Genomic DNA, 20,962 nt, shown 5'->3' with positions numbered 1-20,962 from the left:
TGGAAGATGAAGCCGATGTGGTCGCGGCGCAGCTGGGTGAGCTGCTTGTCCTTGAGGCCGACGAGCTCGGTGTCGCCGATGGTGGAGGAGCCGGACGTGACGGTGTCGAGGCCCGCCATGCAGTGCATGAGGGTGGACTTGCCGGAGCCGGACGGGCCCATGATGGCGGTGAACTCGCCCTGGGGGAAGGTGACGCTGACGTTGTCGAGGGCGACGACGCGGGTCTCCCCCTCCCCGTAGACCTTGTTCAGGCTGGTGGCTCGGGCGGCCGCCCGCCCGGTGTGGACGGCGGTTGCGGGGAACGTCACGTGGACTCCTCGAACGGATTAACGGAATGTTTAACTCCGTAACATCATCCCAAGCTGTTCGAACGCGATGTGTATGCCGCGCGGACGGTCGGCCCCCGCCCACCCGGCGGGGTGGCGGGGGCGATCTCCTCCTCAGGTATGACGCCGTCCCCTGAGGGATCTGGTCCCGGCCGGCTACTCGACCGCCACGCCGAAGGCCGCCGCCAGCCCGGCCAGACCGTTCGTCACCGCCCGCCCGGACGGGCTGAACTCCCAGCCGCCGGCGCCCCGGCGGAACGCCCCGAGCAGCATCGCGGTGTCCGGCACCCCGCCGGTCGGTCCCGCCCAGGCGTCCGGACCGCCCGCGCCCGGCCCGTACGCGGCGGCGAGGGCCAGCCCGTGCACGTAGCCGAGCGGCAGCGCCGGGTGCTCCTCCTCCTCGGTGGACACGGCGACCACCACCTCCTCGACGGCGGCCGGCAGCCGGTGCAGGTCCAGCGCCAGCCGGGCCGCCCGGGTCGGCTCGCCCGGCACCGAGCGGGTCGGATGCAGCCGGACGGAACCGTCCGGGTCCTGCGGGCTGTTGAAGAACACGAAGTGCTCGTCGCTCAGCACCCGGCCGCCCGCGCACAGGAAGGCGGTGACGTCCAGCTCCACCGCGTCCCCGCCGGCCGTCCGGCTCTGCCAGCTCACCGTGAGGGCGGTCTCGCCCGCCCCCTCGGGACCGCCGTTCGCGGCGGCGGTGGTGGCGTTGGCAGCAGCGGCCCCGGCATCTCCGGACCCGCCGCCGAGCCGGCCGCGCAGACCCTGCTCGGCGAGCAGGACGACCAGCTCCGGACCGCTCACCAGCGTCAGCGGCTTGCCCTCGATGTAGCTGTACGAGCCGCGGCCGAAGCCCGCGGTGGTGACCAGGATGCCCTTGTTCGCGCCGTGGTGGCGGACGGTGGACTCCAGGTCGCGCACCGCCGTCGGCGGGACGGTCTTCTTGTAGCGCTTCGCCTGGATCACGATCTTGCCGCCGGTCACCGGGTCCAGGTCCTCCGCCACCACGTCCACCCCGACATCGCCGCTGCGGGCCGTGGTCATCACCCGGAAGCCGCGCAGCCGGAACAGCTCGGCGATCAGGTCCTCGAACTCCAGCGGGTCCATCTCGAACAGGTCCGGCTCGTCCTCGCCGCCGTGCCCGGCCAGGCTCCCGCCGACGCTCTCCGGCCGCCGGTCCGGGCGCACCTCGTCCAGCCGCTCCGGGCGCGCCGACAGCCGGCCGCCCAGGCTCTGGAAGCACTCCAGCGGATCCACCCGGTCCAGTGCCAGTCCGGCGAAGCCGGCCCGGGTCGCGGTCAGGGTGGACAGGAAGCGCTCGGCCTCCCGGCCGGTCGCCGGGTCGATGCCGAGGACGAAGCCGTTCAGCACCACCGAGTCCAGCAGCCCGTCCCGGTCCGCCCGGAACAGCTCCGCCGCCACCCGCAGCGCCGACTGCGCCAGCACCTGCCGGTACAACGCCTTGCGCTCCGTCGCCGGGCGGGCCACCTCGGCCTCGCGGTCGTCCGACTTCACGTACCGCACCCGGGCGGCGGCCGGCACCACGTCCGGCCCGGGCAGCTCCCAGTCCACCACCAGCTGGCGGCTCCCGGCGTCGAACGCCGCCACCAGCCGGTGCGGGAAGCCCTCCGGCCAGGCCGCCGAGGCGTACAGGCCCGCGGTGAAGTACTCCTGCACCGCCTCCGGTTCACCCGCCCGCAGCCGGCGCAGCAACTCCTCGGTCCGCGCGGCCAGCTCCTCCTGCTGCCGGCGGGACTGCTCGGCCCAGGCCAGGTACTCCTGGTGGTACCCGGCCAGCCGCTGCTGCCGGTCCGCCTCCCGGGCCTGGGCGGCGTACCAGTCCTGCTCGAACCGGGCCCGGGCCTGCGCCAGGTACTGCTCGTACTGCTGCCGCACCCCCGGGTTGCGGGCCTGGACCGGGTCCGGCGGCGGCACGAAGTACCGGGCCGAGGACTGGTCCGGCATCGGCACCGGCGTGCCCAGCGGACCCGGATCGAACGGCGGCACCGCCGGCGCCGCCAGCAGGGCCTGCGGGCCGAAGGCCGGCGCGGCCAGCCCGGCGGCCAGCAGTCCCCTCAACTCCTCCACCCGGGCGTCCAGTTCGGCCGTCCGCCGGGCCACCTCCGCCTCCCGTGACTGCTGGTGGGCGCGCAGCGCCTCGCGCTCGTCGCGGGCCGCCGCCTTCTGCGTCTCGCGCTGCTCCCGCTCCCGGCGGCGCAGTTCCGCCGCCTCGGCGCGCCACCGGGCCTCCTCCCGGCGCTGCTGCTGTCGCTGCGCCTCCGCCCAGATCGCCAGCACCCCGCTGCTCCGCCGCCCCGACACCGTCCGTCCACCCCATTCGCCTCGCGCCGACCGGCCGCCGCGGCACCGCCTCCCGGCTGCGCCGCCGACCGCGCCCGCAACAATAGAACGTGAACACCCCGCCGGGCCAAGCGCCGGTGACCTGCGGGGCTTTCGGGCGGGGCGACGGCGCCGGAGGGTGTGGCGGCCGAGGCGGTGGAAAACCGACGCGGGCCTGTCCGGCGGTGTGTCGCCGGACAGGCCCGCGGTTTCCCGCGCCGTGCTGTCGCAGGGTCAGGAGGAGACGGCGTCGGCCTTCTGGATGGTCGCCCCGAGGTCGCACCAGGTGGTCGAGGTGCCGCCGGACTCGGCGCGGTTGCCGTAGTGGGTGTAGTTGCCGTAGCCCGGCTTGTAACAGACGATCCGGCCGGTGAAGGCCGAGCCGACGCAGCGGATCGAGGCGCCCGCGTGGCCGCCGCTGCCGGTGAAGTAGGACGGCGCGTTGCAGCTCAACGCGGTCGTGGTGGCCGAGGCCGGGCCGGCGGCCAGGAGCAGGCCCGAGGCGGCGAGGGCGAGAGCGCCGGTGGTGGCGGCGGCACGCTGGAGAATGCGCATGGCTGTTCCCTTCCCGAGGGGGATCGTTTGTGAGGGATTCACTGACGAGGACGCTAGCCGTGCGTTTTGACGGGGTCACGTCGACCCGAGGGCTCGTCGAGCGGGGTTCGAGCGGAGGTCCGGCCGCCGCCCGCCCACCAGGGCCCGGAGGCTCCGCGGGAGCGGCCGGCCTGTCGGTGGCACCGGGTAGTCTCGACGGCTACCGACGGCAAGGAGAGACGTGACGATCCCCCCGCAGCACCCGGAGCCCCGGGGTCGCCCCGGCGGCTGGATCTCCACCGGCCTGAGCTGGCAGGACGGCCGCGCCCTGCTCGGGGCCGCGTGCGGCGCCCGGGTGCACGAGCGCGAGGTGGCGCCGGGGGCGGAGGTCGGCTGGCTGCTGGGCGGCCCGCGCCGCTGCGTCGGGGCCTGGCTGGCGGGGGCGGCGGAGCGCACGCCCTGCCCGCACCACGCGGTGATCGATCCGGCCGGCGGGGCGACCCAGTGCCCGGCGTGCCAGAGCGTGGACCGCGGCCTCGCCCTCGCCCGGGACCAGATCCTCGACGACGGCCGCACCTACCTGCTCTACCTCGCCTGGTTCGGCGAGGGCCTGCTCAAGGTCGGCCTCACCGCCGAGCAGCGCGGCGACAGCCGGCTGCTCGAACAGGGCGCGCTGGCCTACGCGTTCGCCGCCCGCGGCGCCCTGCCGGCGGTCCGGCGCGCCGAACTCACCGTCGCGGCCTCGGGCCTGGCCCGCGAGCGGTACAAGTCCCGGCTCAAGACCGAGCACTGGTGGTCGCACGGGGACGCCCCGTACCGCCGTACGGTGCTCGCCGAGGCCCGCGCCCGGGCGCACCGGCTGTTGGACGGCCATGCCGTGGAGCTGCTCGCCGCCCGCCCGGTGGTCGACCACGTCGAGCGCTACGGCCTGGCCGGCGGCGCCCCGGAGGCGTACCGGGAGATCGTCGGGCTGGCCGACGGCGCGGTCGTCGCGGGCCGGCTCCGGCCGCCGGTGGGCCGGCACCTCTTCCTCGACCAGGCGGACGGCTCCGGCCCGCTGCTGCTGGACACCCGGCTGCTCACCGGCTGGACGCTCGGCCCGGTCACCGGCCGCGGTTCCACGGGCCTGACCCTGCGCGAGCGACTGCGTCCGCCGGAGCCGGACACCCAGGAGGCGCTGTTCTGAGAGCGTTCGCGGAACCGCCCCGACCAGCGTGGTTGCGTAATAAAACCGCAAGGGCCCGGCCTCGGCCTTGCGGTTTTAATTTGCCACCACTTTGGAGCGGGTCCAAACCATGATCGCTGCCCACGAGACCTTCGACGGCACCTTCCCGTACCGACCGCACTTCAGCACGGCCCCCGGCTTCCCCCTGCACTACGTGGACGAGGGCGCCGGCCCCGTCGTGCTCTGCCTGCACGGCGAACCCACCTGGGGCTACCTCTTCCGGGACCTGATCCGCCGCCTGGCCCCGACCCACCGGGTGATCGTCCCCGACCACATGGGCTTCGGCAAGAGCGCCACCCCGGTCGGGCTCGGCTACCGGCTGCAGGACCACGTCGACAACCTGGAGGCGCTGGTCCTGGACCTCGGCCTGCGCCAACTCACCCTGGTCCTCCACGACTTCGGCGGACCGGTCGGCATGGGCCTGGCCGCCCGCCGTCCCGATCCGATCGCCCGGGTGGTGAGCGTCAACGGGCCCACGCCCTTCGGCCAGCCCGGCCTCGGCGCGGCGCTCGCCGCCAACGCGGCCGAGTCCCCGTGGTTCGGCTGGATCGCCCGGGCGCACGCCGACGGCAGCCTGGCCGCCGTCCTCGGAGAACTCGGCCACACGATCCTCGGCATCCTGAAGCTCAACGGCTTCCAGAGCAACGCCCTGATCACGGGCACCTGGCTGGCCGCCTACGGCGCGGCCTTCCCCTCCCGCGCGGAGGCCGCGGGCGCGATCGGCTGGGCGGAGGGCTTCGCGACCGGGGCGCACACCTTCGAGACTCCGAGCGGCGAGGCCCGCGCGGCGCTCGCCGCCCTGCCCGCGCTCGCCCTGTGGGGCACGGTCGACCGGACCCTCGCCGCCCGGCACTTCCTGCCGCTGTTCGCCGAGGCGTTCCCCCGTGGCCGGATCGTCGAACTGCCCGGCGTCGGCCACTACAAGCCCCGAGGACGCCCCGGACGCCGTCGGCGACCTGGTGCAGCGCTTCCTCACGGAGACGGAGACGGAGACGAGGGGCGCGGCGTAGGCCGGCGCCCGCGAGCGGGCGCCGGCCGGTCGGTCAGCCGCTGATCAGGGCCAGGAGCTGGTTCGCGAGTCCCAGCGCCGGGGCGGCCGCCTCGCCGACGCTCTGGGCCAGGCCGGCCAGCAGCAGCAGGGTGTTGCGCCGGCGGCCCGGCTCCTCGGCGGCGGGGCTGGTCAGCACCGGCAGGGCCTCGGCGAGGCTCTGCCGGTCCGCCTCGTGGAGCCGGCCGTCCCGCGCCAGCTCGGTGACCACGGCGGCGAGCCGGGCGAACAGCGCGGCGACCTCCGGCGGCAGGGCCTGGTCGGCGGCCGGGCCGTTGTTGTGCTGGATGCCGACGTTGTTGCTGCCGCCGTGGATGGTGACCCGGTCGCCGTACTGGACGTTCGGGCGCTCGTTGTCGTTCACTTGCTGACTCCCGTGTTTCCCTGGCCGCCGTAGATGTTGACGCTGTCGCCGAACTGGTACTGCCGCAGGTCCACGCTGATGCTCTGGACGACCTGCTGGAACTCGGCCTGCGGGTTCTCGATCGCGCGGGTGATGACGGCCTGCAGCTCGAAAGCCGGCTGCGCGGTGAGCCAGGCCAGCACCGCGGTCGGCGGGCCCGCCGTGTCCACGGCCAGCACGTACAGGTCGGGCCGGCGCAGCACCGGCCAGGTGAAGATCAGGAAGTAGATCGCCACGAGGATCAACGCGCCGACGACCATCCCGCCGGACCCGGAGTCCGAGGACGAGTCGCCGGTGGCCTGCGAGATCACGAACACGGGCAGGAAGACGACCAGGGCGAAGGCGAGCAGCCGCAGGAGCGCGCGGCGCCGGCCGGGCACGATCAGGGAGGTGCCGACCCTGGCCACGTTGGCAAGCGGGTACGCCGCCTGCCCGATCCAGAGGATGCGGTTGGTGACCGCGATCCGGGTGGTGGTCGGGGCACCGGTGGAACCGCTCGCGAAGGCCGGCGGCGGTGCGGCGGGCGGTGGCGGCCCGAACGGGGCCGGTGTCGGCGGCCCGCCGGGCGGCGGCGGAACGAACGGGAAGGAGCCGGTCTGGCCGGCCCGGGTCGAATCGGCAGGATCGGTCGGCTGCATGGCCATGTCCCCCAAGACTGTCGTGCAGGGGAGGACAATGTGCCAGCACGCTCCGGGTCTGCACAAGTTCATTGTCGTGCCAGGTAACTGACATATCGTCGGTTCGTATGCCCCGGCGGGCGCCGGGACGCCCCCGACCCCGCCGGCCGCGGGCCGTCAGCTCAGCTTGCCGCGCAGCACGCCCGGGCCGGAGCGGGCCCGGCGGGACAGCGGCGGGCGGGACGGGCGGACGTCGGCGCGGGCCGGCTGCTCGGCCGCCTCCGCGGCCCGCCCGGCCAGCGCGGCCCGGGCGGCGGCCAGTGCGACCCGGGCGAGCAGCGGGTCCTCCCGCACACCGGCCGCGTGCTTGGCGCTCTGGCAGGTGGTGCACCAGACCGGCGAGGCCGGCCCGTCCGGGTACACCATCTCCTCGGGCGGCAGGTAGTGCCCACCGCACTCGACGCACTCGAAGACGAACCTCATCCGACGATCACCGTCCCGGATCCGTGGCACCGACCGCAGGGCGACCAGAACGTGTGGACGCTGGGCACCATGCTTCCTTCCTCGTCCAGTTCGACCGTTGCCTCGGTCTTCTGGGTCCCCCCGGACCCGCCGCAACCGGAACAGGACTGAACCTCGGGCATATGCCGTCCTTCCGTGGCGGAGCACCACCGTAGCGCGATTCTCCGTCAGGAAGCACCGCCCGCCGGGATCCGCCACCCGTACGGGTAGCGCGAACCCCCGCCGCACGCCCCGCCGCAAACACATGTCGGCCCCCGCCTGAGCATGGGTGCCTGTCCTCGAACTCCCGTCTGCGGGGCGACGACGGGGGTTCGAGGACAGGCCCCAGAACAGGGGCCGACCGCAGGAGGGGAGTCGTCAGCCGCGGGCGGCCCGCAGGAACTCCCGGTTCATCGCCGCGATGCTGGGCAGCGGAATTCCCTTGGGGCAGGCGGTGGCGCACTCGCCGGTGTTGGTGCAGCCGCCGAAGCCCTCGGCGTCCATGGCCGAGACCATGTTCCGCACCCGGGCGGCCCGTTCCGGCGCGCCCTGCGGCAGCACGTTGAGGTGCACCACCTTGGCGGAGGTGAAGAGCATCGCCGAGCCGTTCGGGCAGGCCGCCACACAGGCGCCGCAGCCGATGCACTCGGCGTGCTCGAAGGCGGTGTCGGCGACCTCCTTGGGGACGGGTGTGGCGTGCGCCTCGGGGGCGCTGCCGGTGGGGGCGGTGATGTAGCCGCCGGAGCCGATGATCCGGTCGAAGGCCGAGCGGTCCACCACCAGGTCCTTGACCACCGGGAAGGCCGCCGCCCGCCAGGGCTCGACGTCGATGGTGTCGCCGTCCTGGAAGTGCCGCATGTGCAACTGGCAGGTGGTGGTGCGCTCGGGGCCGTGCGCCCGGCCGTTGATGACCATGCCGCAGGCGCCGCAGATGCCCTCGCGGCAGTCGTGGTCGAAGGCGACCGGCTGGTCGCCGCGGGTGATCAGTTCTTCGTTGAGGGTGTCCAGCATCTCCAGGAAGGACATGTCCGGGCTGATCCCGCTGACCTGGTAGGTGGTCATCGAGCCGGGTGCGTCCGGGCCGGCCTGGCGCCAGATGCGCAGGGTGAGGTTCACGCGTAGCTCCGCTGGGTGGGGTGGACGTGCTCGAAGTCGAGTTCCTCGCGGTGGAGGACGGGTGCCGCGCCGGTGCCGGTGAACTCCCAGGCGGCGGCGTAGGAGAAGTCCTCGTCGCGGCGGGCGGCCTCGCCGTCGGGGGTCTGGCTCTCGGTGCGGAAGTGGCCGCCGCAGGATTCGGCGCGGTGCAGTGCGTCCAGGCACATCAGTTCGGCCAGTTCGAAGTAGTCGACGAGCCGGTTGGCCTTCTCCAGCGACTGGTTGAGCTCCTGCCCGGTGCCGGGCACCTTGATCCGGCGCCAGAACTCCTCGCGCAGCCGCGGGATCCGCTCCAGCGCCCGCCGCAGTCCGGCCTCGTCGCGGGCCATCCCGCACTCGTTCCAGAGCAGTTCGCCGAGTTCGCGGTGGAAGGAGTCCGGGGTGCGGTCGCCGTCCACCGCGAGGATCAGGTTGAGTCGGTCCTCGACCTCGGCCTCCACCTCGGCGAGCACCGGGTGGTCGGCGGGTACGGCCGGCAGCGGGTGGCGGGCCAGATAGTCGTTGATGGTCGGCGGCAGTACGAAGTAGCCGTCGGCCAGGCCCTGCATCAGGGCGCTGGCGCCGAGCCGGTTGGCGCCGTGGTCGGAGAAGTTGGCCTCCCCGATCGCGAACAGGCCGGGAACGGTGGTCTGCAGGTCGTAGTCGACCCAGAGCCCGCCCATCGTGTAGTGGATCGCCGGGTAGATCCGCATCGGCACCCGGTACGGGTCCTCGGCGGTGATCCGCTCGTACATCTCGAAGAGGTTGCCGTACCTGGCCTCGACGGCGTCCCGGCCCATCCGGCGGATCGCGTCGGCGAAGTCCAGGTAGACGCCCTGGCCGCCGGGGCCGACGCCGCGGCCCTCGTCGCAGACGTTCTTGGCGGCCCGGGAGGCGATGTCGCGGGGCACCAGGTTGCCGAACGACGGGTAGATCCGCTCCAGGTAGTAGTCCCGCTCCTCCTCGGGGATCTCGGCCGGCGGCCGGGTGTCGCCCTGCGCCTTGGGCACCCAGATCCGGCCGTCGTTGCGCAGCGACTCGCTCATCAGGGTGAGCTTGGACTGGTGGTCGCCGGAGCGCGGGATGCAGGTCGGGTGGATCTGGGTGAAGCACGGGTTGGCGAAGTACGCGCCGCGCCGGTGCGCCCGCCAGATCGCGGTGGTGTTGGAGTTCTTGGCGTTGGTGGAGAGGTAGAACACGTTGCCGTAGCCGCCGCTGGCGAGCACCACGGCGTCCGCGGTGTAGCTGCGGATCTCGCCGGTGACGAGGTCGCGGGCGACGATGCCGCGGGCTCGGCCGTCGACCACCAGCAGGTCGAGCATCTCGGTGCGCGGGTGCAGTTCCACGTTCCCGGCGGCGATCTGCCGGGAGAGGGCCTGGTAGGCGCCGAGCAGCAGCTGCTGGCCGGTCTGGCCGCGGGCGTAGAAGGTCCGGGAGACCTGCACGCCGCCGAAGGACCGGGTGTCGAGCAGGCCGCCGTACTCGCGGGCGAAGGGCACGCCCTGGGCCACGCACTGGTCGATGATCTCCACCGACACCTGGGCCAGCCGGTGCACGTTGGACTCGCGGGCGCGGAAGTCGCCGCCCTTGACGGTGTCGTAGAACAGCCGGCGGATCGAGTCGCCGTCGTTGCGGTAGTTCTTGGCCGCGTTGATGCCGCCCTGGGCGGCGATCGAGTGGGCGCGCCTGGGGGAGTCCTGGAAGCAGAACTGGACGACGTGGTAGCCCTGTTCGGCCAGGGTGGCGCCGGCCGCGCCGCCGGCCAGGCCGGTGCCGACCACGATCACGGTGTGCTTGCGCCGGTTGGCCGGGTTGACCAGCTTGGCGTCGAACCTCCGCTGGTCCCAGCGCTGTTCGATCGGGCCGGCGGGGGCCCTGGTGTCGGCGACCGGCTCGCCGAGGATGTACTCCAGGTAGCTCATGTCAGCACTGCTCACTTCACCACTGCTCACTTCACGACTCCGGTCATCACGGCCACGGGGACGGACAGGAACCCGGCCGTCAGCACCAGGGCCAGGCCGTTCGCGATCAGCTTGAGCGCCCGGTCGCGGCGGGCGTTGTTGGCGCCGAGGGTCTGTGCGGCGCTCCAGAACCCGTGCCGGATGTGCAGGCCGACGGCCAGCATCGCGACGACGTAGAACACGTCGACGTACCAGCGGCCGAAGGAGGCCACGATGTTCTGGTACGGGTGGCCGTGCTCGGCGGCCGGGTTCACGGTCAGCGTGGTGAGGTCCAGGACGTGCCAGACGATGAACAGCGCCAGGATCACCCCGCCCCAGCGCATGGTCCTCGTCGCGTAGCTCGCCCGGCGGCGCTTGTGCACGTACCGGCTCGGGCGGGCCGCGAGGTCGCGGCGGCTGAGCTGGTACGCGGAGACGCCGTGCAGCACCACGGCGCCCAGCAGACCGGCCCGGGCGATCCACAGGAACCACTCGTGGCCCAGGAAGGGCTGCCCGATGGTGCGCAGCCAGGCCGCGTAGCCGTTGATGTCGTCCGGGCCGAAGAACACCTTGAGGTTCCCCAGCATGTGTGCGACCAGGTACAGCAGCATGGCCAGTCCGGTGACGGCCATGACCGCCTTCTTGCCGACGGTCGACCGCCACAGGGTCGCCAGGGTGGACGGGTGCCGGGCCGTCCGAGTCGCGGTTGTCATGGCTGCAACGGTAGGGACGGCGGGTCGGGTGCGTCCAAGACATGATGCGGCTCGTGACGATAGGCACCGACTATCGATGCGGCCTATCCTGGCCCTGTGCAGCTCCAGCAACTCCGCTACTTCCTGGCCGTCGCCGAGACCCGGCATTTCACCCGGGCCGCCGAGGCGGCGCACGTCGCCCAGCCCTCGCTCTCGCAGCAGATCCGTTCGCTGGAGCGGGAGTTGGGCGCCGAACTGTTCCACCGCACCCGGGGCAACATCGCGCTGACCGACGCCGGGGACGCCCTGCTGCCGCTGGCCCGGCGCATCCTCGCGGACACCGAGAGCGCCCGGCTGGCCGTGCAGGAGACGGTCCAGCTGCGCCGCGGCCGGGTCCGGCTGGGCGCGCCGCCGAGCCTGTGCACCAGCCTGGTGCCGGACGTGCTGCGGGTCTTCCGGGACCGCTACCCGGGGGTGACGCTGGTGGTCCGGGAGGGCGGCTCGCGCGACCTGGTCGGCTGGCTGGCGGCGGGGGAGCTGGACCTCGCGCTGATCATCACCCGGCCGGGCGGGGAACAGGAGCCCGCGCTGGCGGTCACCGAACTGCTGCACGAGGAACTGGTGCTGGTCGCCGCCGAGGGGCGGGCCCGGCGCAAGGTCCGGGTGACGGAGCTGAAGGACCGGCCGCTGGTGATGTTCCGGGAGGGCTACGACGTCCGGGAGGCGACCCTGGCGGCCTGCCGGGCGGCCGGGTTCGAGCCGCGGTTCGCGGTGGAGGGCGGCGAGATGGACGCGGTGCTGGGCTTCGTCCGGGCCGGGCTCGGGCCCGCCGTCGTCCCCGGCATGGTGGCCGCCCGCTCCGGCCTCGCGGTGACCGCGTTTGCCGGGCCCGGCCTCGGCCGCACCATCGCCGTCGCGCACGGCCACGAGGTGCCGCCCACCCGCGCGGCCGAGGCCCTGCGGGAGACCCTGCTGGCGCACCTGCGCGACGCCGCACGCGACGGCGAACTGCCGCCGGGCACCCGGCTGTTGCTGCCGTGAGCCGTTGCGAGCCGGAGGACGGGGGCGGGGGCGGGTAGCCGGAGGACGGCCTGCCGCGCGGAGCGGGCGGGGCGCTCCCGTCAGCGGATCCGGCGGGCGACGGGCCCGCTACGCGGCGGGCGGGGTTCCGCCCGAGCGCAGCGTGAGCAGGGTGATCTCGCTCGGGGCGAAGACCCGGAAGGGCGGGCCCCAGAAGCCGGTGCCGCGGCTGGTGTAGAGCTGGGTCCGCTCGCCGTGCCGGCTCAGGCCGTGCACCACCGGCTGATCGATGCGGACGAGGAAGTTGAACGGCCAGATCTGGCCGCCGTGGGTGTGCCCGGAGACCTGCAGGTCGATGCCGGCGGCAGCGGCCTGCGGGACGTACTTGGGCTGGTGGGCGACGAGCAGGACCGGCAGGGCCGGGTCCGCCCCCGCCAGTGCGCCGAGCAGGTTCGCGCGGTGTCCGGCCAGGCCGGAGGACTCCGCGGTCACGTCGTCCACGCCGGCGAGCACGAGGGCGTCCCCGCCGCGCTCCACCACCACGTGGCGGTTGTGCAGCGGCTCCCAACCCAGGTCCGCCATCCGGTCCAACCAGCCCTGGGCCTCGCTGCCGTACTCGTGGTTCCCCGTGACGTAGACCCTGGCCAGCCGCGACCGGATCGTCCCGAGCGGCGCGGACTGCTCCCGGCGCTGGGCGGGGGTGCCGTCGGCGATGTCGCCGGCGTGGACCACGACGTCCGCGTCGAGCGCGTTGACCGCCTCGGTGACCCGCGCCGACCAGCCCGCCCGGTCGATCGGCCCGTAGTGGGTGTCGGCCAGCACCACGACCCGGGTCCCGTCCAGACCGGCGCCGAGCCGCGGGACGTGCACGTCCACCCGCTTCACCCGGGGCACCCGCATCGCCTCGTGGTGCCCCCAGCCCAGCAGCCCGGCCGAGACCACGGCGACGGCCACGGCCACCGCCCTGGCCCGGTCGGTGCCGCCGACGTCGAGCCCGACGAGCACCAGGTTCACCGCGCCGCCCAGCACCGACCAGGTGAACAGCACCCAGATCATCCCGAGGCTGGTGTCCGCGACGCGGGCGGCCCGGTCGCTGCGCCGCCGCCCGTGGCCCGCGACCATCAGGAAGGGGAAGGAGACCAGCCAGCCGGCGAGGACGACCGTGCCGGCCAGGAAGACCGGGAACGGCCACTCGGCGCCGGAGGCGAACAGCGTCCACCAGGGCGGGAGGCACAGGAGGACGAGGACGAGCACGAGGACCGTCAGCCGCCGGACCAGGGAACGCCGGCGCCGCGCACCCCCGCCCGGGGCCTCCGTGCCCGCCGCGGGCCGGGGAGCGGCCACGACGGTCTCCGGGCCCTCGCGGTCCGCCGACCGGTGTCCCGACTCCAACTCCATGGATTCGCCTGCTGTCACCGCGTTGCCCTCACATCCGCTGCCGTGCCCTCGCTCCCCATCATCCGGCAGACCGTTGCGGCCGGACCCGCCCGGGGGCGCCCTCGTCATCCGGTCCGTGGACCCCGGACCGGGCCCGGGACTCAGCCGCCGCCGTAGGTGGACTGGGTGACCGCGAAGACGTTGCGTCCGCCCGTGGTCTCCTGCAGCGACCACAGCAGGTCGGGCTCGGTGGCGTCCTCCCAGTACGAGAGGCTCTCGCCGCCGCCCACCCAGGCGAAGGTCGAGGGGCCGGCGGTCGGGGTCCAGTAGTAGAGCTTCTTCTGCCCCGAGGAGTTGAACCACCAGCGGCCGTTGTGGGAGGCCACGCCGTTGAGGTTGTACCAGGGCAGTTGGAGGGCCTGGCCGGCGGTCGTCGTCGCGGCGAACGTCGTCGCCCCGGAGTCGAAGGGGAAGCGGACGGCCCTCGGCGGGCGGTTGGGGTAGTCGACGCAGTTCGCCTGGCAGGTGTACTCCGTCATCACCATCGACTTGCTGACCCGGTCGAGGGAGATCGACGACCACACCAGTTTGGGTCCGGTGGCGGCCTGCGCGGTGACCGTGCCGATCTGGGGCAGCACGTACGCGTAGTTGTGGGCGTAGTAGACGGAGCCGGACTGGCGGCCGATCTGGTCGGCGGTGCCGCCGGTGTCGGTGTTGAGGATCTTGCGCATGTCGAAGACGCGCATGCCGCGGCCGGTGTCGGCGACGTAGAGGTGGTCGCCGTACCAGGAGACGCCGCCGGCGTGGATCGGGATGTCCTTGAAGTCCGGCGCGGCCGCGGTGCCGGTCGGCTCCACCAGGAGGATCTTGCGGTACTTGTTGGGGTAGGTGGCGTCCCAGTCGGCCAGGGTGATCCGGCTGCGCTGCTGGGCGCCGTCGCAGCCGTCCTTGGTGTACCAGCTCACCAGCACGAGCTGGTGGCCGTCGTAGTTGCCGCTGTTCGCCGTCCCCACGGCGTCCCGGCTCGTGGTGATGCCCTGGGGGAAGCTCTGGCAGTCGGAGTTGTCGCCGTCGTCGAACCGGAAGCCGGTGGACAGGCCGGCCACGGAGAAGGACGCGGGGAGCGGCTGCCGGTCGTGGTTCGCGTTCTCCATCACCGTGTGCACGGCGGAGGTCCCCAGCGTCGTGGCGAGCGCCGAGTTGAGTGTGTCGTACTGGTGGTAGTCCGAGGTGAGGGTGTAGTCGGACGCGGTCAGGGCCGTCGGCGCCGCAGCGGCCGCCGCCGGCGAGGCGCCGGCGATCGTGCCGGTGACGAGCAGTCCGGCCGCGAGCAGTGCTCGTGCCGCTGTTCTGACTTGACGGAACATCAAGGTGAGCCCTCCGTGTGCAATGGATCAACGGGGCCACACACGGTAGGGCGCGTTGAGCATGTCCGCAACACCCCGAGGAGGGCCGGCGCGGCCCCCGGGTGCGCGCACGGCGAAGGCCCGGGGCTGCGGGCCCCGGGCCTTCGTGGTGCGCGCGGTCAGGCCGGCAGTGCGGCCTCGATCGCGGTGATCAGCTCCGGCGCCTCCGGGTCGACCGGGGGGCGCAGGCGCGCGACGACGGTGCCGTCCGGGGAGATCAGGAACTTCTCGAAGTTCCAGGAGACGTCCCCGGCCTGGCCGTCGGCGTCGGCGACCTCGGTGAGCTTGGCGTACAGCGGGTGGCGGTCCTCGCCGTTGACGTCGATCTTCTCGAACAGCGGGAAGGTCACGCCGTAGGTGGTGGAGCAGAAGGTGCGGATCTCCTCGGCGCTGCCCGGCTCCTGCCCGGCGAACTGGTTGCAGGGGAAGCCCAGCACGGTGAACCCGCGCCCGGCGTACCGCTTCTGGAGCCGCTCCAGGCCCTCGTACTGCGGGGTCAGGCCGCACCGGGAGGCGACGTTGACGATGAGCAGCGCCTTGCCCTTGTGGTCGGCCAGCGAGGTGGCCGCGCCGTCGAGGGTGCGCAGCGGGATGTCGTACAGGCTCACGGGAGTGGTCCTTTCGGGGAGTCGTCGGGCCGGGCCTCTTCCGGGGCCACGGTAGCGGCCGTGACCTGATCAACCGCGGTCGGCGTGCCGGTGTTCCGGGTGCGGGGGCGCGTGGGGGCGCACGGAGCGGCTCGTCCGCCCCCCCACGACCGGTGCGCGTGAGCGGCCGCGGGCCGAGCGCGCGTTCAGAGCGCCAGCGGCCTGATGGCCGTCGGGGCGTGCTCCGGGAGGGTGGCCGTCTCCTCGAACTCGTTGACCTTGTCGATGTCGGCAGCGGCCATCGAGATGTTGGTGACCCGCTCCAGGATCGCCTCGACCACGACCGGGACGCGGAACTCCGCGGCCAGCTTCTTGGCCTCCTCGAACGCGGGCAGCAGGCCCTGCGGCTCGGTGACCCGGATCGCCTTGCAGCCCAGGCCCTCGACGACCTTGACGTGGTCGACGCCGTAGACGCCCAGCTCCGGGGAGTTGACGTTCTCGAACTCCAGGTTGACCTGGTAGTCGATGTCGAAGTTGCGCTGCGCCTGGCGGATCAGGCCCAGGTAGGAGTTGTTCACCAGCACGTGGACGTACGGGATGCGGTGCTGGGCGCCGACCGCCAGCTCCTCGATCATGAACTGGAAGTCGTAGTCGCCGGAGAGCGCGACGACCTGGCCCCCGGGGTCGGCGGTGGCGACGCCCAGCGCGGCCGGGACGGTCCAGCCGAGCGGGCCGGCCTGGCCGCAGTTGATCCAGTGCCGCGGCCGGTAGACGTGCAGCAGCTGCGCGCCGGCGATCTGGGACAGGCCGATGGTGGTGACGTAGCGGGTCTCCGGGCCGAAGGCCCTGTTCATCTCCTCGTACACGCGCTGCGGCTTGAGCGGCACGTCGTCGAAGTGGGTGCGGCGCTGGAGCAGGGCCTTGCGCTCCTGGGTGGAGGCGGCCCAGGCGCCGCGGTCCTTGAGGGTGCCGGCGGCCCGCAGCTCGCGCGCCACCTCGACGAACAGTTCCAGCGCGGCCCTGGCGTCGGAGGCGATGCCGAGGTCCGGGGCGAAGATCCGGCCGAGCTGGGTGGGCTCGATGTCGACGTGGACGAAGGTGCGGCCCGCGGTGTAGACGTCCAGGCCGCCGGTGTGGCGGTTGGCCCAGCGGTTGCCGATGCCGAGGACGAAGTCGGAGGCGAGGAAGTTCTCGTTGCCGTAGCGGTGCGAGGTCTGCAGGCCGACCATGCCGGCGTTCAGCCGGTGGTCGTCCGGGACGATGCCCCAGCCCATCAGGGTCGGGACCACCGGGACGCCGGTGAGCTCGGCGAACTCCAGCAGCAGCTCGCAGGCGTCGGCGTTGATGACGCCGCCGCCGGCGACGATCAGCGGGCGCTCGGACCGCTGGAGCAGCGCGACGGCCTTCTCGATCTGGGTGCGGTTGGCGGCCGGCTTGTAGACCGGCAGCGGCTGGTAGGCCTCCGGGTCGAAGTCGATCTCGGTGAGCTGGACGTCGATCGGCAGGTCGATCAGGACCGGGCCGGGCCGGCCGGAGCGCATCAGGTGGAAGGCCTGCTGGAACACGCCGGGGACCTGCGCGGCCTCCAGCACGGTGGTGGCGGCCTTGGTGACCGGCCGCGCGATGGAGGCGATGTCGACGGCCTGGAAGTCCTCCTTGCGCAGCCGGGCGACGGGCGCCTGGCCGGTGATGCAGAGGATCGGGACGGAGTCGGCGATCGCCGAGTACAGGCCGGTGATCATGTCGGTGCCCGCCGGTCCGGAGGTGCCGAGGCAGACCCCGATGTTGCCGGCCTCGGCGCGGGTGTAGCCCTCGGCCATGTGGGAGGCGCCCTCGACGTGCCGGGCCAGCGTGTGCCCGATCCCGCCGGAGGCCTTGAGCGCGGCGTAGAACGGGTTGATGGCTGCGCCCGGCACGCCGAACGCGACCTCGACGCCTTCGAGCTTGAGGATCTCCACGGCCGCGCGGGCGGCTGTCATACGAGGCATCGGATCTCTCCTGCTTCGGCCCGCAGTGGCTCGGAGGGCTCATCTCTCGAATTCCACCATACGGAAGAACGGTTTCTGTATGTGGAAAGACGGTAGGGCGGGGTCCGTCGGGGCGTCAAGAGGAGTTCAACAGAATGTGGAAGCCTCGGGCGGGGTCGGCGGTGGGGAGCCGGCGGGTCGGCGGCGGGTCGGCGGTAGAGCGTCGGCGGGGCGGGAAACGGGCCGGGAGCAGGGCGGCGCGGCGCGGCCGGACCGGCGGGGATTCGCACGCCCGGACGGCAGTCGCGCTGGTGTGCCCGGGGAAGCGGACGCTCCGCGCCGGGAAGCGCAGCCGGTGTGCAGTGGCCGTGAAGGGACGGTGCCGGTCGTTGGCCCGCCCCGCCGCGCTGGGTACCGTCGGTGGCACGCCGGGCCCGTGACGTCCAACTGAGGCCGCGGCAGGGGGGGTTGGGAGCGCCGCGGAGCGGGGGAACTCCGTCGGTGGCCCCGTCCAGGACCAGCGTGCCCGGTCCGCCGCACCCGAGCGAGGGACGCACCCCCCTGGCCGCACCGACCCGACACCCGCCGCCGCGCTCTGGTCCGCCCGGACCCGCGGCCGTACCGCTGTCGCCGCCCCCGGCGCGGTCCCTTCCCCTTCTTCCTCGTGCTCCCCGCCCTTGCAACGGCGCGCCCGCTGCGGCGGGCGCGCGGAAGGAACGTCCCCATGCGCTGCTGCACCCCTGCCCGGTCCCTGGTGGTGACCGGGTGAACCCGCCGCCCCACCGGAGCGACAGCCCGCCGGGCCGCCTCCGCAAGCACGGCCCGCCGGGCCGGCCCCGCACCCCGGCCGCCGTCCTGCGCGCCGTCCCCTGGCGCCATGACCTGCCGGCCTCGCTGGTGGTGTTCCTGGTCGCCCTCCCGCTCTGCGTCGGCGTCGCCGTCGCCTCCGGCGTCCCGGCCGAACTCGGGCTGGTCACCGGGATCGTCGGCGGCCTGGTCGCCGGCCTGCTGCCCGGCAGCAGCCTCCAGGTCAGCGGTCCCGCCGCCGGACTGACCGTCCTGGTCGCCGACGCCGTCCAGCGCTTCGGCGCCGGCGCGCTCGGCCTGCTGGTGCTCGCCACCGGCCTGCTCCAGCTGGCGATGGGCGCCCTGCGGCTCGGCCGCTGGTTCCGGGCGATGTCCGCCTCGGTGGTGCACGGCATGCTGGCCGGCATCGGACTGACCCTGGTGTTCGGCCAGCTCTACGCGCTCGCCGACCGCCGCGCCCCCGCCACCGGGCCGGAGAAGATCGCCGGACTGCCCGCCCTGCTGGGCGACGTGCTGACCGCCGCGGCCAACCCGAGCGCGGTCGCCCTCGGCCTCGGCACCCTGCTGATCCTGGTCGGCTGGAAGTACCTGCCGGAGCGCGCCGCCCGGGCCGTCCCCGCCCCGCTGGCCGCCGTCGGCCTGGCCGCCGCCGTCACCGCGGTCGCCGACCTGCCGGTGGCCCGGATCCGGGTGGCCGGACTGTTCGACGTGGTGCACCTGCCCGACCGCGAGTCGCTGACTGCCCTGGCCGGCACCGCCGGGCTCGGCACGGTCGTCGCCTTCACCCTGATCGCCTCCGCCGAGACGCTGTTCAGCGCCGCCGCCGTCGACCGGATGCACCACGGCCCGCGCACCCATTACGACCGCGAACTCACCGCCCAGGGCGTCGGCAACACCGTCTGCGGACTGCTCGGCGCGCTGCCGATGACCGCCGTGATCGTGCGCAGCGCCACCAACGTCCAGGCCGGCGCGCGCACCAAGGCCTCGCGGGTGCTGCACGGCGGCTGGCTGCTGCTGTTCACCGCACTGCTGCCCGGCGCGCTCGGGCTGGTGCCGCTCACCGCGCTGGCCGCCGTCCTGGTGCACGCCGGCGCCAAGCTGGTGCCGCTGCGCCGGATCGTCGCACTCTGCCGCGGGCACCTGGGCGAGGCGCTGGTGCTGGTGGTGACGGCGGCCGCGATCATCGCCACCGACCTGTTCGAGGGGGTGCTGATCGGCGTCGGCCTGGCGGTGGCCAAGTCCGCCTGGCAGACCTCGCACCTGCAGATCGCGGTGGAGGAGCAGCCGCAGCCGACCGGGGAGGCGCTGCACCGGGTGCGGCTGAGCGGCAACGCCACCTTCCTGCGGCTGCCCCGACTGCTGGACACCCTGGAGCGGCTGCCTGCGGACCGGCCGGTGGAGCTGGACTGGTCCGGGCTGCGCCACCTGGACCACGCCTGCACGGTGGCGCTGGTCTCCTGGGCCGCCCAGCACCGGGCCCGCTCCACCGCGCCGCTGGCGGTCGACCCGCCGCTGCCGAGCGTCGCCTGAGGTCAGGAGGCAGGCTCTAGCCTGGTCGCTGGTCGCTGGTCGCTGGTCGCTGGTCCGGGTCGGCCCGGGCCGGCGACCCGTGTCGTCCAGCACAAGGAGCGCAGAGCCGTGATCGCAGCTTTTCCGGTGACCCCGCTGGGGATCGGCGAGGACGTGGGGGAGACCAGGACGATTCCTGCTCGGTAGCGGTCGGCGAACTTGTCGAACCTGATCGCGATCGCACGGAACTGGCTGTGGAGGGCGAGGCTCCCGCGTGCGGCCGCGGAGCTACCAGTTCGGATTGATCGGTAGGGCCAGGCCGAGGTACCGGCCCTCGTCCTCCAGCATCAGACCTTGCTGGGTGAGCCCGGTGAGTATGCGCTGCACGGCGTCCGGTGTCGCGTACGGCTCCGGATGCGGCGGCTCCGGGCGCTGTTCGAGCAGCAGCCGAAGAACTCCCGATGCCGAACGGGGCGCCGAGGTGCAGGCCTCGTACACCCGGGCTTCCAGCCCGCGCAGGGAGGTGATGCGCGGCGGCGTGCCGTACCGGCAGTCGGTCACGACGAGCCGGTCGGCGCCCCGCTGGTACACGAGGGACGGTACCGACGAGCCCTCCCACCGGCGTTGCCAGGCTAGGACGGTCTCCTTCACCTCTCGGTAGGCCCGATCGTCCAGGGCGGTGGGGGCGTCGTAGGCGAAGAAGTAGGCGATGGCGTCGTGGTTGACGGTGTCCGGATAGGTGTCGCCGTAGGCGGGGATGGGACGAACGGCGTGGATGTCGACGGCTTGCGGGTCGGTGAAGTACGGGCTGAAACGGTCCAGCCGGATCCGGCCGACGTAGCCCGGCGGGCACAGGTGCGGGATGAGCCGTATGACCTCGATCTGTCGTCGGTAGTCCTCCGGTTGTTCGCCGGGGAAGCCGAGCAGCAGGTTCCAGGTGACGGTGAGGCCGTAGTAGCGGCCCCACTTGAGGAAGCAGACGTTCTGGAGGGCGGTCGTGCCCTTGCGCATGAGGTGCAGCAGCCGCGTGCTGAGGCTTTCGATCCCTGGTTGGACGATGCGGGCGCCGCCCTGGGCGAGCGTTCGGATCTGTTCGCGGGAGAGGTTCGCCTTGACCTCGAAGAAGAACGTGTAGTCCTTGCGCTGTCGGGCGAGCGGCCCGAACACCTCGCCGATGTAGCGCTGGTCGAGGATGTTGTCGACGGACAGGAACGCGTACGTGCGGTGCCGGCGGGCGAGTTCGTCGATGCCGCGCAGGGCCCGTTCGGGGGATTTGCTGCGGAAGGCCATGCCGAGGCCGTTGAGTCCGCAGAAGGTGCAGTGGTGCTTGGCTCCCCACCAGCAGCCCCGCGCCGTCTCGAAGGGCAGGCCCACGACCTGCCCGCGGACCACTCGGGGCAGTCCGAGTCGCCGGGCGGTGGTGAAGTAGGCGTCGTAGTCGGGTTCGGGCAGGACGTCGAGGTTGGTGATCTGTGGTGCTCGTCCGGCGAAGCGGACGGTGCCGTCCGGGTCGCGGGTGGCGACGC

At 73.3% G+C, this 20,962-nt stretch carries 18 protein-coding genes; 4 read left to right on the top strand and 14 right to left on the bottom strand.

Going from position 1 to position 20,962, the window contains the following annotated elements; translation table 11 throughout:
- The 3 genes from ACFWJ4_RS35365 to ACFWJ4_RS35355 form a co-directional block, all read right to left on the bottom strand.
- Nucleotides 1–308 (bottom strand): ATP-binding cassette domain-containing protein (locus ACFWJ4_RS35365; protein WP_359913838.1); only part of this gene is annotated, 308 nt, incomplete at its 3' end.
- 174 nt (nt 309–482) lie between these two features.
- The gene (locus ACFWJ4_RS35360) at nt 483–2,627 is read right to left on the bottom strand and encodes a restriction endonuclease (RefSeq protein WP_380551772.1); all 2,145 of its coding nucleotides are present in this window, start codon (nt 2,625–2,627) and stop codon (nt 483–485) included.
- Between the two features lie 276 nt (nt 2,628–2,903).
- The gene (locus ACFWJ4_RS35355) at nt 2,904–3,224 is read right to left on the bottom strand and encodes a hypothetical protein (RefSeq protein ID WP_359913833.1); all 321 of its coding nucleotides are present in this window, start codon (nt 3,222–3,224) and stop codon (nt 2,904–2,906) included.
- 220 nt (nt 3,225–3,444) lie between these two features.
- Here ACFWJ4_RS35355 and ACFWJ4_RS35350 point away from each other — a divergent pair, with 220 nt between their 5' ends.
- Nucleotides 3,445–4,389 carry a DUF2797 domain-containing protein gene (locus ACFWJ4_RS35350; RefSeq protein WP_380551769.1) on the top strand — a complete coding sequence of 315 codons (945 nt, stop codon included), beginning with the start codon at nt 3,445–3,447 and terminating at the stop codon, nt 4,387–4,389.
- Nucleotides 4,390–4,498: 109 nt separating this feature from the next.
- Nucleotides 4,499–5,482 (top strand): alpha/beta fold hydrolase, encoded by a 984-nt coding sequence (locus tag ACFWJ4_RS35345; protein WP_380551766.1) that lies wholly within the window; start codon nt 4,499–4,501, stop codon nt 5,480–5,482.
- Here ACFWJ4_RS35345 and ACFWJ4_RS35340 read toward each other — a convergent pair.
- From ACFWJ4_RS35340 to ACFWJ4_RS35315, 6 genes are all read right to left on the bottom strand, one after another.
- On the bottom strand, nt 5,472–5,840 hold the full coding sequence (locus ACFWJ4_RS35340; RefSeq protein WP_359913826.1) for a hypothetical protein: 369 nt from the start codon (nt 5,838–5,840) through the stop codon (nt 5,472–5,474). The genes ACFWJ4_RS35345 and ACFWJ4_RS35340 overlap by 11 nt on opposite strands.
- On the bottom strand, nt 5,837–6,523 hold the full coding sequence (locus ACFWJ4_RS35335; protein WP_380551762.1) for a DUF6232 family protein: 687 nt from the start codon (nt 6,521–6,523) through the stop codon (nt 5,837–5,839). Before ACFWJ4_RS35335 ends, ACFWJ4_RS35340 begins: the two co-directional genes overlap by 4 nt.
- A 150-nt stretch (nt 6,524–6,673) precedes the next feature.
- A complete protein-coding gene (locus ACFWJ4_RS35330) occupies nt 6,674–6,979 on the bottom strand; it encodes a hypothetical protein (RefSeq protein ID WP_380551759.1) in 306 nt (101 codons plus the stop codon).
- Between the two features lie 396 nt (nt 6,980–7,375).
- Complete coding sequence (locus ACFWJ4_RS35325) at nt 7,376–8,113, bottom strand: succinate dehydrogenase/fumarate reductase iron-sulfur subunit (protein ID WP_359913819.1); 738 nt, start codon at nt 8,111–8,113, stop codon at nt 7,376–7,378.
- Nucleotides 8,110–10,053 (bottom strand): fumarate reductase/succinate dehydrogenase flavoprotein subunit, encoded by a 1,944-nt coding sequence (locus ACFWJ4_RS35320; RefSeq protein WP_380551778.1) that lies wholly within the window; start codon nt 10,051–10,053, stop codon nt 8,110–8,112. The genes ACFWJ4_RS35325 and ACFWJ4_RS35320 overlap by 4 nt, the downstream gene beginning before the upstream one ends.
- Nucleotides 10,054–10,079: 26 nt before the next feature.
- A complete protein-coding gene (locus ACFWJ4_RS35315) occupies nt 10,080–10,784 on the bottom strand; it encodes a succinate dehydrogenase cytochrome b subunit (RefSeq protein WP_380551756.1) in 705 nt (234 codons plus the stop codon).
- 96 nt (nt 10,785–10,880) lie between these two features.
- On the opposite strand from ACFWJ4_RS35315, the gene ACFWJ4_RS35310 reads away from it, so the two are divergent.
- Entirely contained in the window at nt 10,881–11,804 is a 924-nt protein-coding gene (locus ACFWJ4_RS35310; RefSeq protein ID WP_380551753.1) for a LysR family transcriptional regulator, read from the top strand.
- A 108-nt stretch (nt 11,805–11,912) separates the two neighbouring features.
- On the opposite strand, the gene ACFWJ4_RS35305 is transcribed toward ACFWJ4_RS35310, so the two are convergent.
- The 4 genes from ACFWJ4_RS35305 to gcl form a co-directional block, all read right to left on the bottom strand.
- A complete protein-coding gene (locus ACFWJ4_RS35305) occupies nt 11,913–13,181 on the bottom strand; it encodes a metallophosphoesterase (RefSeq protein ID WP_380551750.1) in 1,269 nt (422 codons plus the stop codon).
- Nucleotides 13,182–13,321: 140 nt separating this feature from the next.
- Nucleotides 13,322–14,527: a hypothetical protein gene (locus tag ACFWJ4_RS35300; RefSeq protein ID WP_380551776.1), complete on the bottom strand. Its 1,206-nt coding sequence runs from the start codon at nt 14,525–14,527 to the stop codon at nt 13,322–13,324.
- 158 nt (nt 14,528–14,685) lie between these two features.
- The gene (locus ACFWJ4_RS35295; protein WP_380551748.1) at nt 14,686–15,174 is read right to left on the bottom strand and encodes a glutathione peroxidase; all 489 of its coding nucleotides are present in this window, start codon (nt 15,172–15,174) and stop codon (nt 14,686–14,688) included.
- Nucleotides 15,175–15,359: 185 nt separating this feature from the next.
- Nucleotides 15,360–17,141 carry a glyoxylate carboligase gene (gene gcl / locus ACFWJ4_RS35290; protein ID WP_380551745.1) on the bottom strand — a complete coding sequence of 594 codons (1,782 nt, stop codon included), beginning with the start codon at nt 17,139–17,141 and terminating at the stop codon, nt 15,360–15,362.
- A gap of 834 nt (nt 17,142–17,975) precedes the next feature.
- Here gcl and ACFWJ4_RS35285 point away from each other — a divergent pair.
- A complete protein-coding gene (locus tag ACFWJ4_RS35285; RefSeq protein WP_380551774.1) occupies nt 17,976–19,457 on the top strand; it encodes a SulP family inorganic anion transporter in 1,482 nt (493 codons plus the stop codon).
- 267 nt (nt 19,458–19,724) lie between these two features.
- Here the strand turns inward: ACFWJ4_RS35285 and ACFWJ4_RS35280 are convergent.
- Nucleotides 19,725–20,962 (bottom strand): RiPP maturation radical SAM C-methyltransferase (locus tag ACFWJ4_RS35280; protein WP_380551742.1); only part of this gene is annotated, 1,238 nt, incomplete at its 5' end.

It is taken from the genome of Kitasatospora sp. NPDC127067, from assembly GCF_042724755.1.
Classification (GTDB): Bacteria; Actinomycetota; Actinomycetes; order Streptomycetales; family Streptomycetaceae; genus Kitasatospora; species Kitasatospora lactacystinica.
The sequence above is the reverse complement of the archived record's forward strand: the minus strand, read 5'-3'. Positions and strand labels throughout refer to the sequence as shown.

What these genes read in the sequence shown, in the direction of transcription:
- ACFWJ4_RS35300 (WP_380551776.1), bottom strand. Translation starts at nt 14,527, where the DNA reads ATGTTCCGTCAAGTCAGAACAGCGGCACGAGCACTGCTCGCGGCCGGA.
- gcl (WP_380551745.1), bottom strand. Translation starts at nt 17,141, where the DNA reads ATGCCTCGTATGACAGCCGCCCGCGCGGCCGTGGAGATCCTCAAGCTC.
- ACFWJ4_RS35355 (WP_359913833.1), bottom strand. Translation starts at nt 3,224, where the DNA reads ATGCGCATTCTCCAGCGTGCCGCCGCCACCACCGGCGCTCTCGCCCTC.
- ACFWJ4_RS35330 (WP_380551759.1), bottom strand. Translation starts at nt 6,979, where the DNA reads ATGAGGTTCGTCTTCGAGTGCGTCGAGTGCGGTGGGCACTACCTGCCG.
- ACFWJ4_RS35305 (WP_380551750.1), bottom strand. Translation starts at nt 13,181, where the DNA reads ATGGAGTTGGAGTCGGGACACCGGTCGGCGGACCGCGAGGGCCCGGAG.
- ACFWJ4_RS35345 (WP_380551766.1), top strand. Translation starts at nt 4,499, where the DNA reads ATGATCGCTGCCCACGAGACCTTCGACGGCACCTTCCCGTACCGACCG.
- ACFWJ4_RS35335 (WP_380551762.1), bottom strand. Translation starts at nt 6,523, where the DNA reads ATGGCCATGCAGCCGACCGATCCTGCCGATTCGACCCGGGCCGGCCAG.
- ACFWJ4_RS35315 (WP_380551756.1), bottom strand. Translation starts at nt 10,784, where the DNA reads ATGACAACCGCGACTCGGACGGCCCGGCACCCGTCCACCCTGGCGACC.
- ACFWJ4_RS35320 (WP_380551778.1), bottom strand. Translation starts at nt 10,053, where the DNA reads ATGAGCTACCTGGAGTACATCCTCGGCGAGCCGGTCGCCGACACCAGG.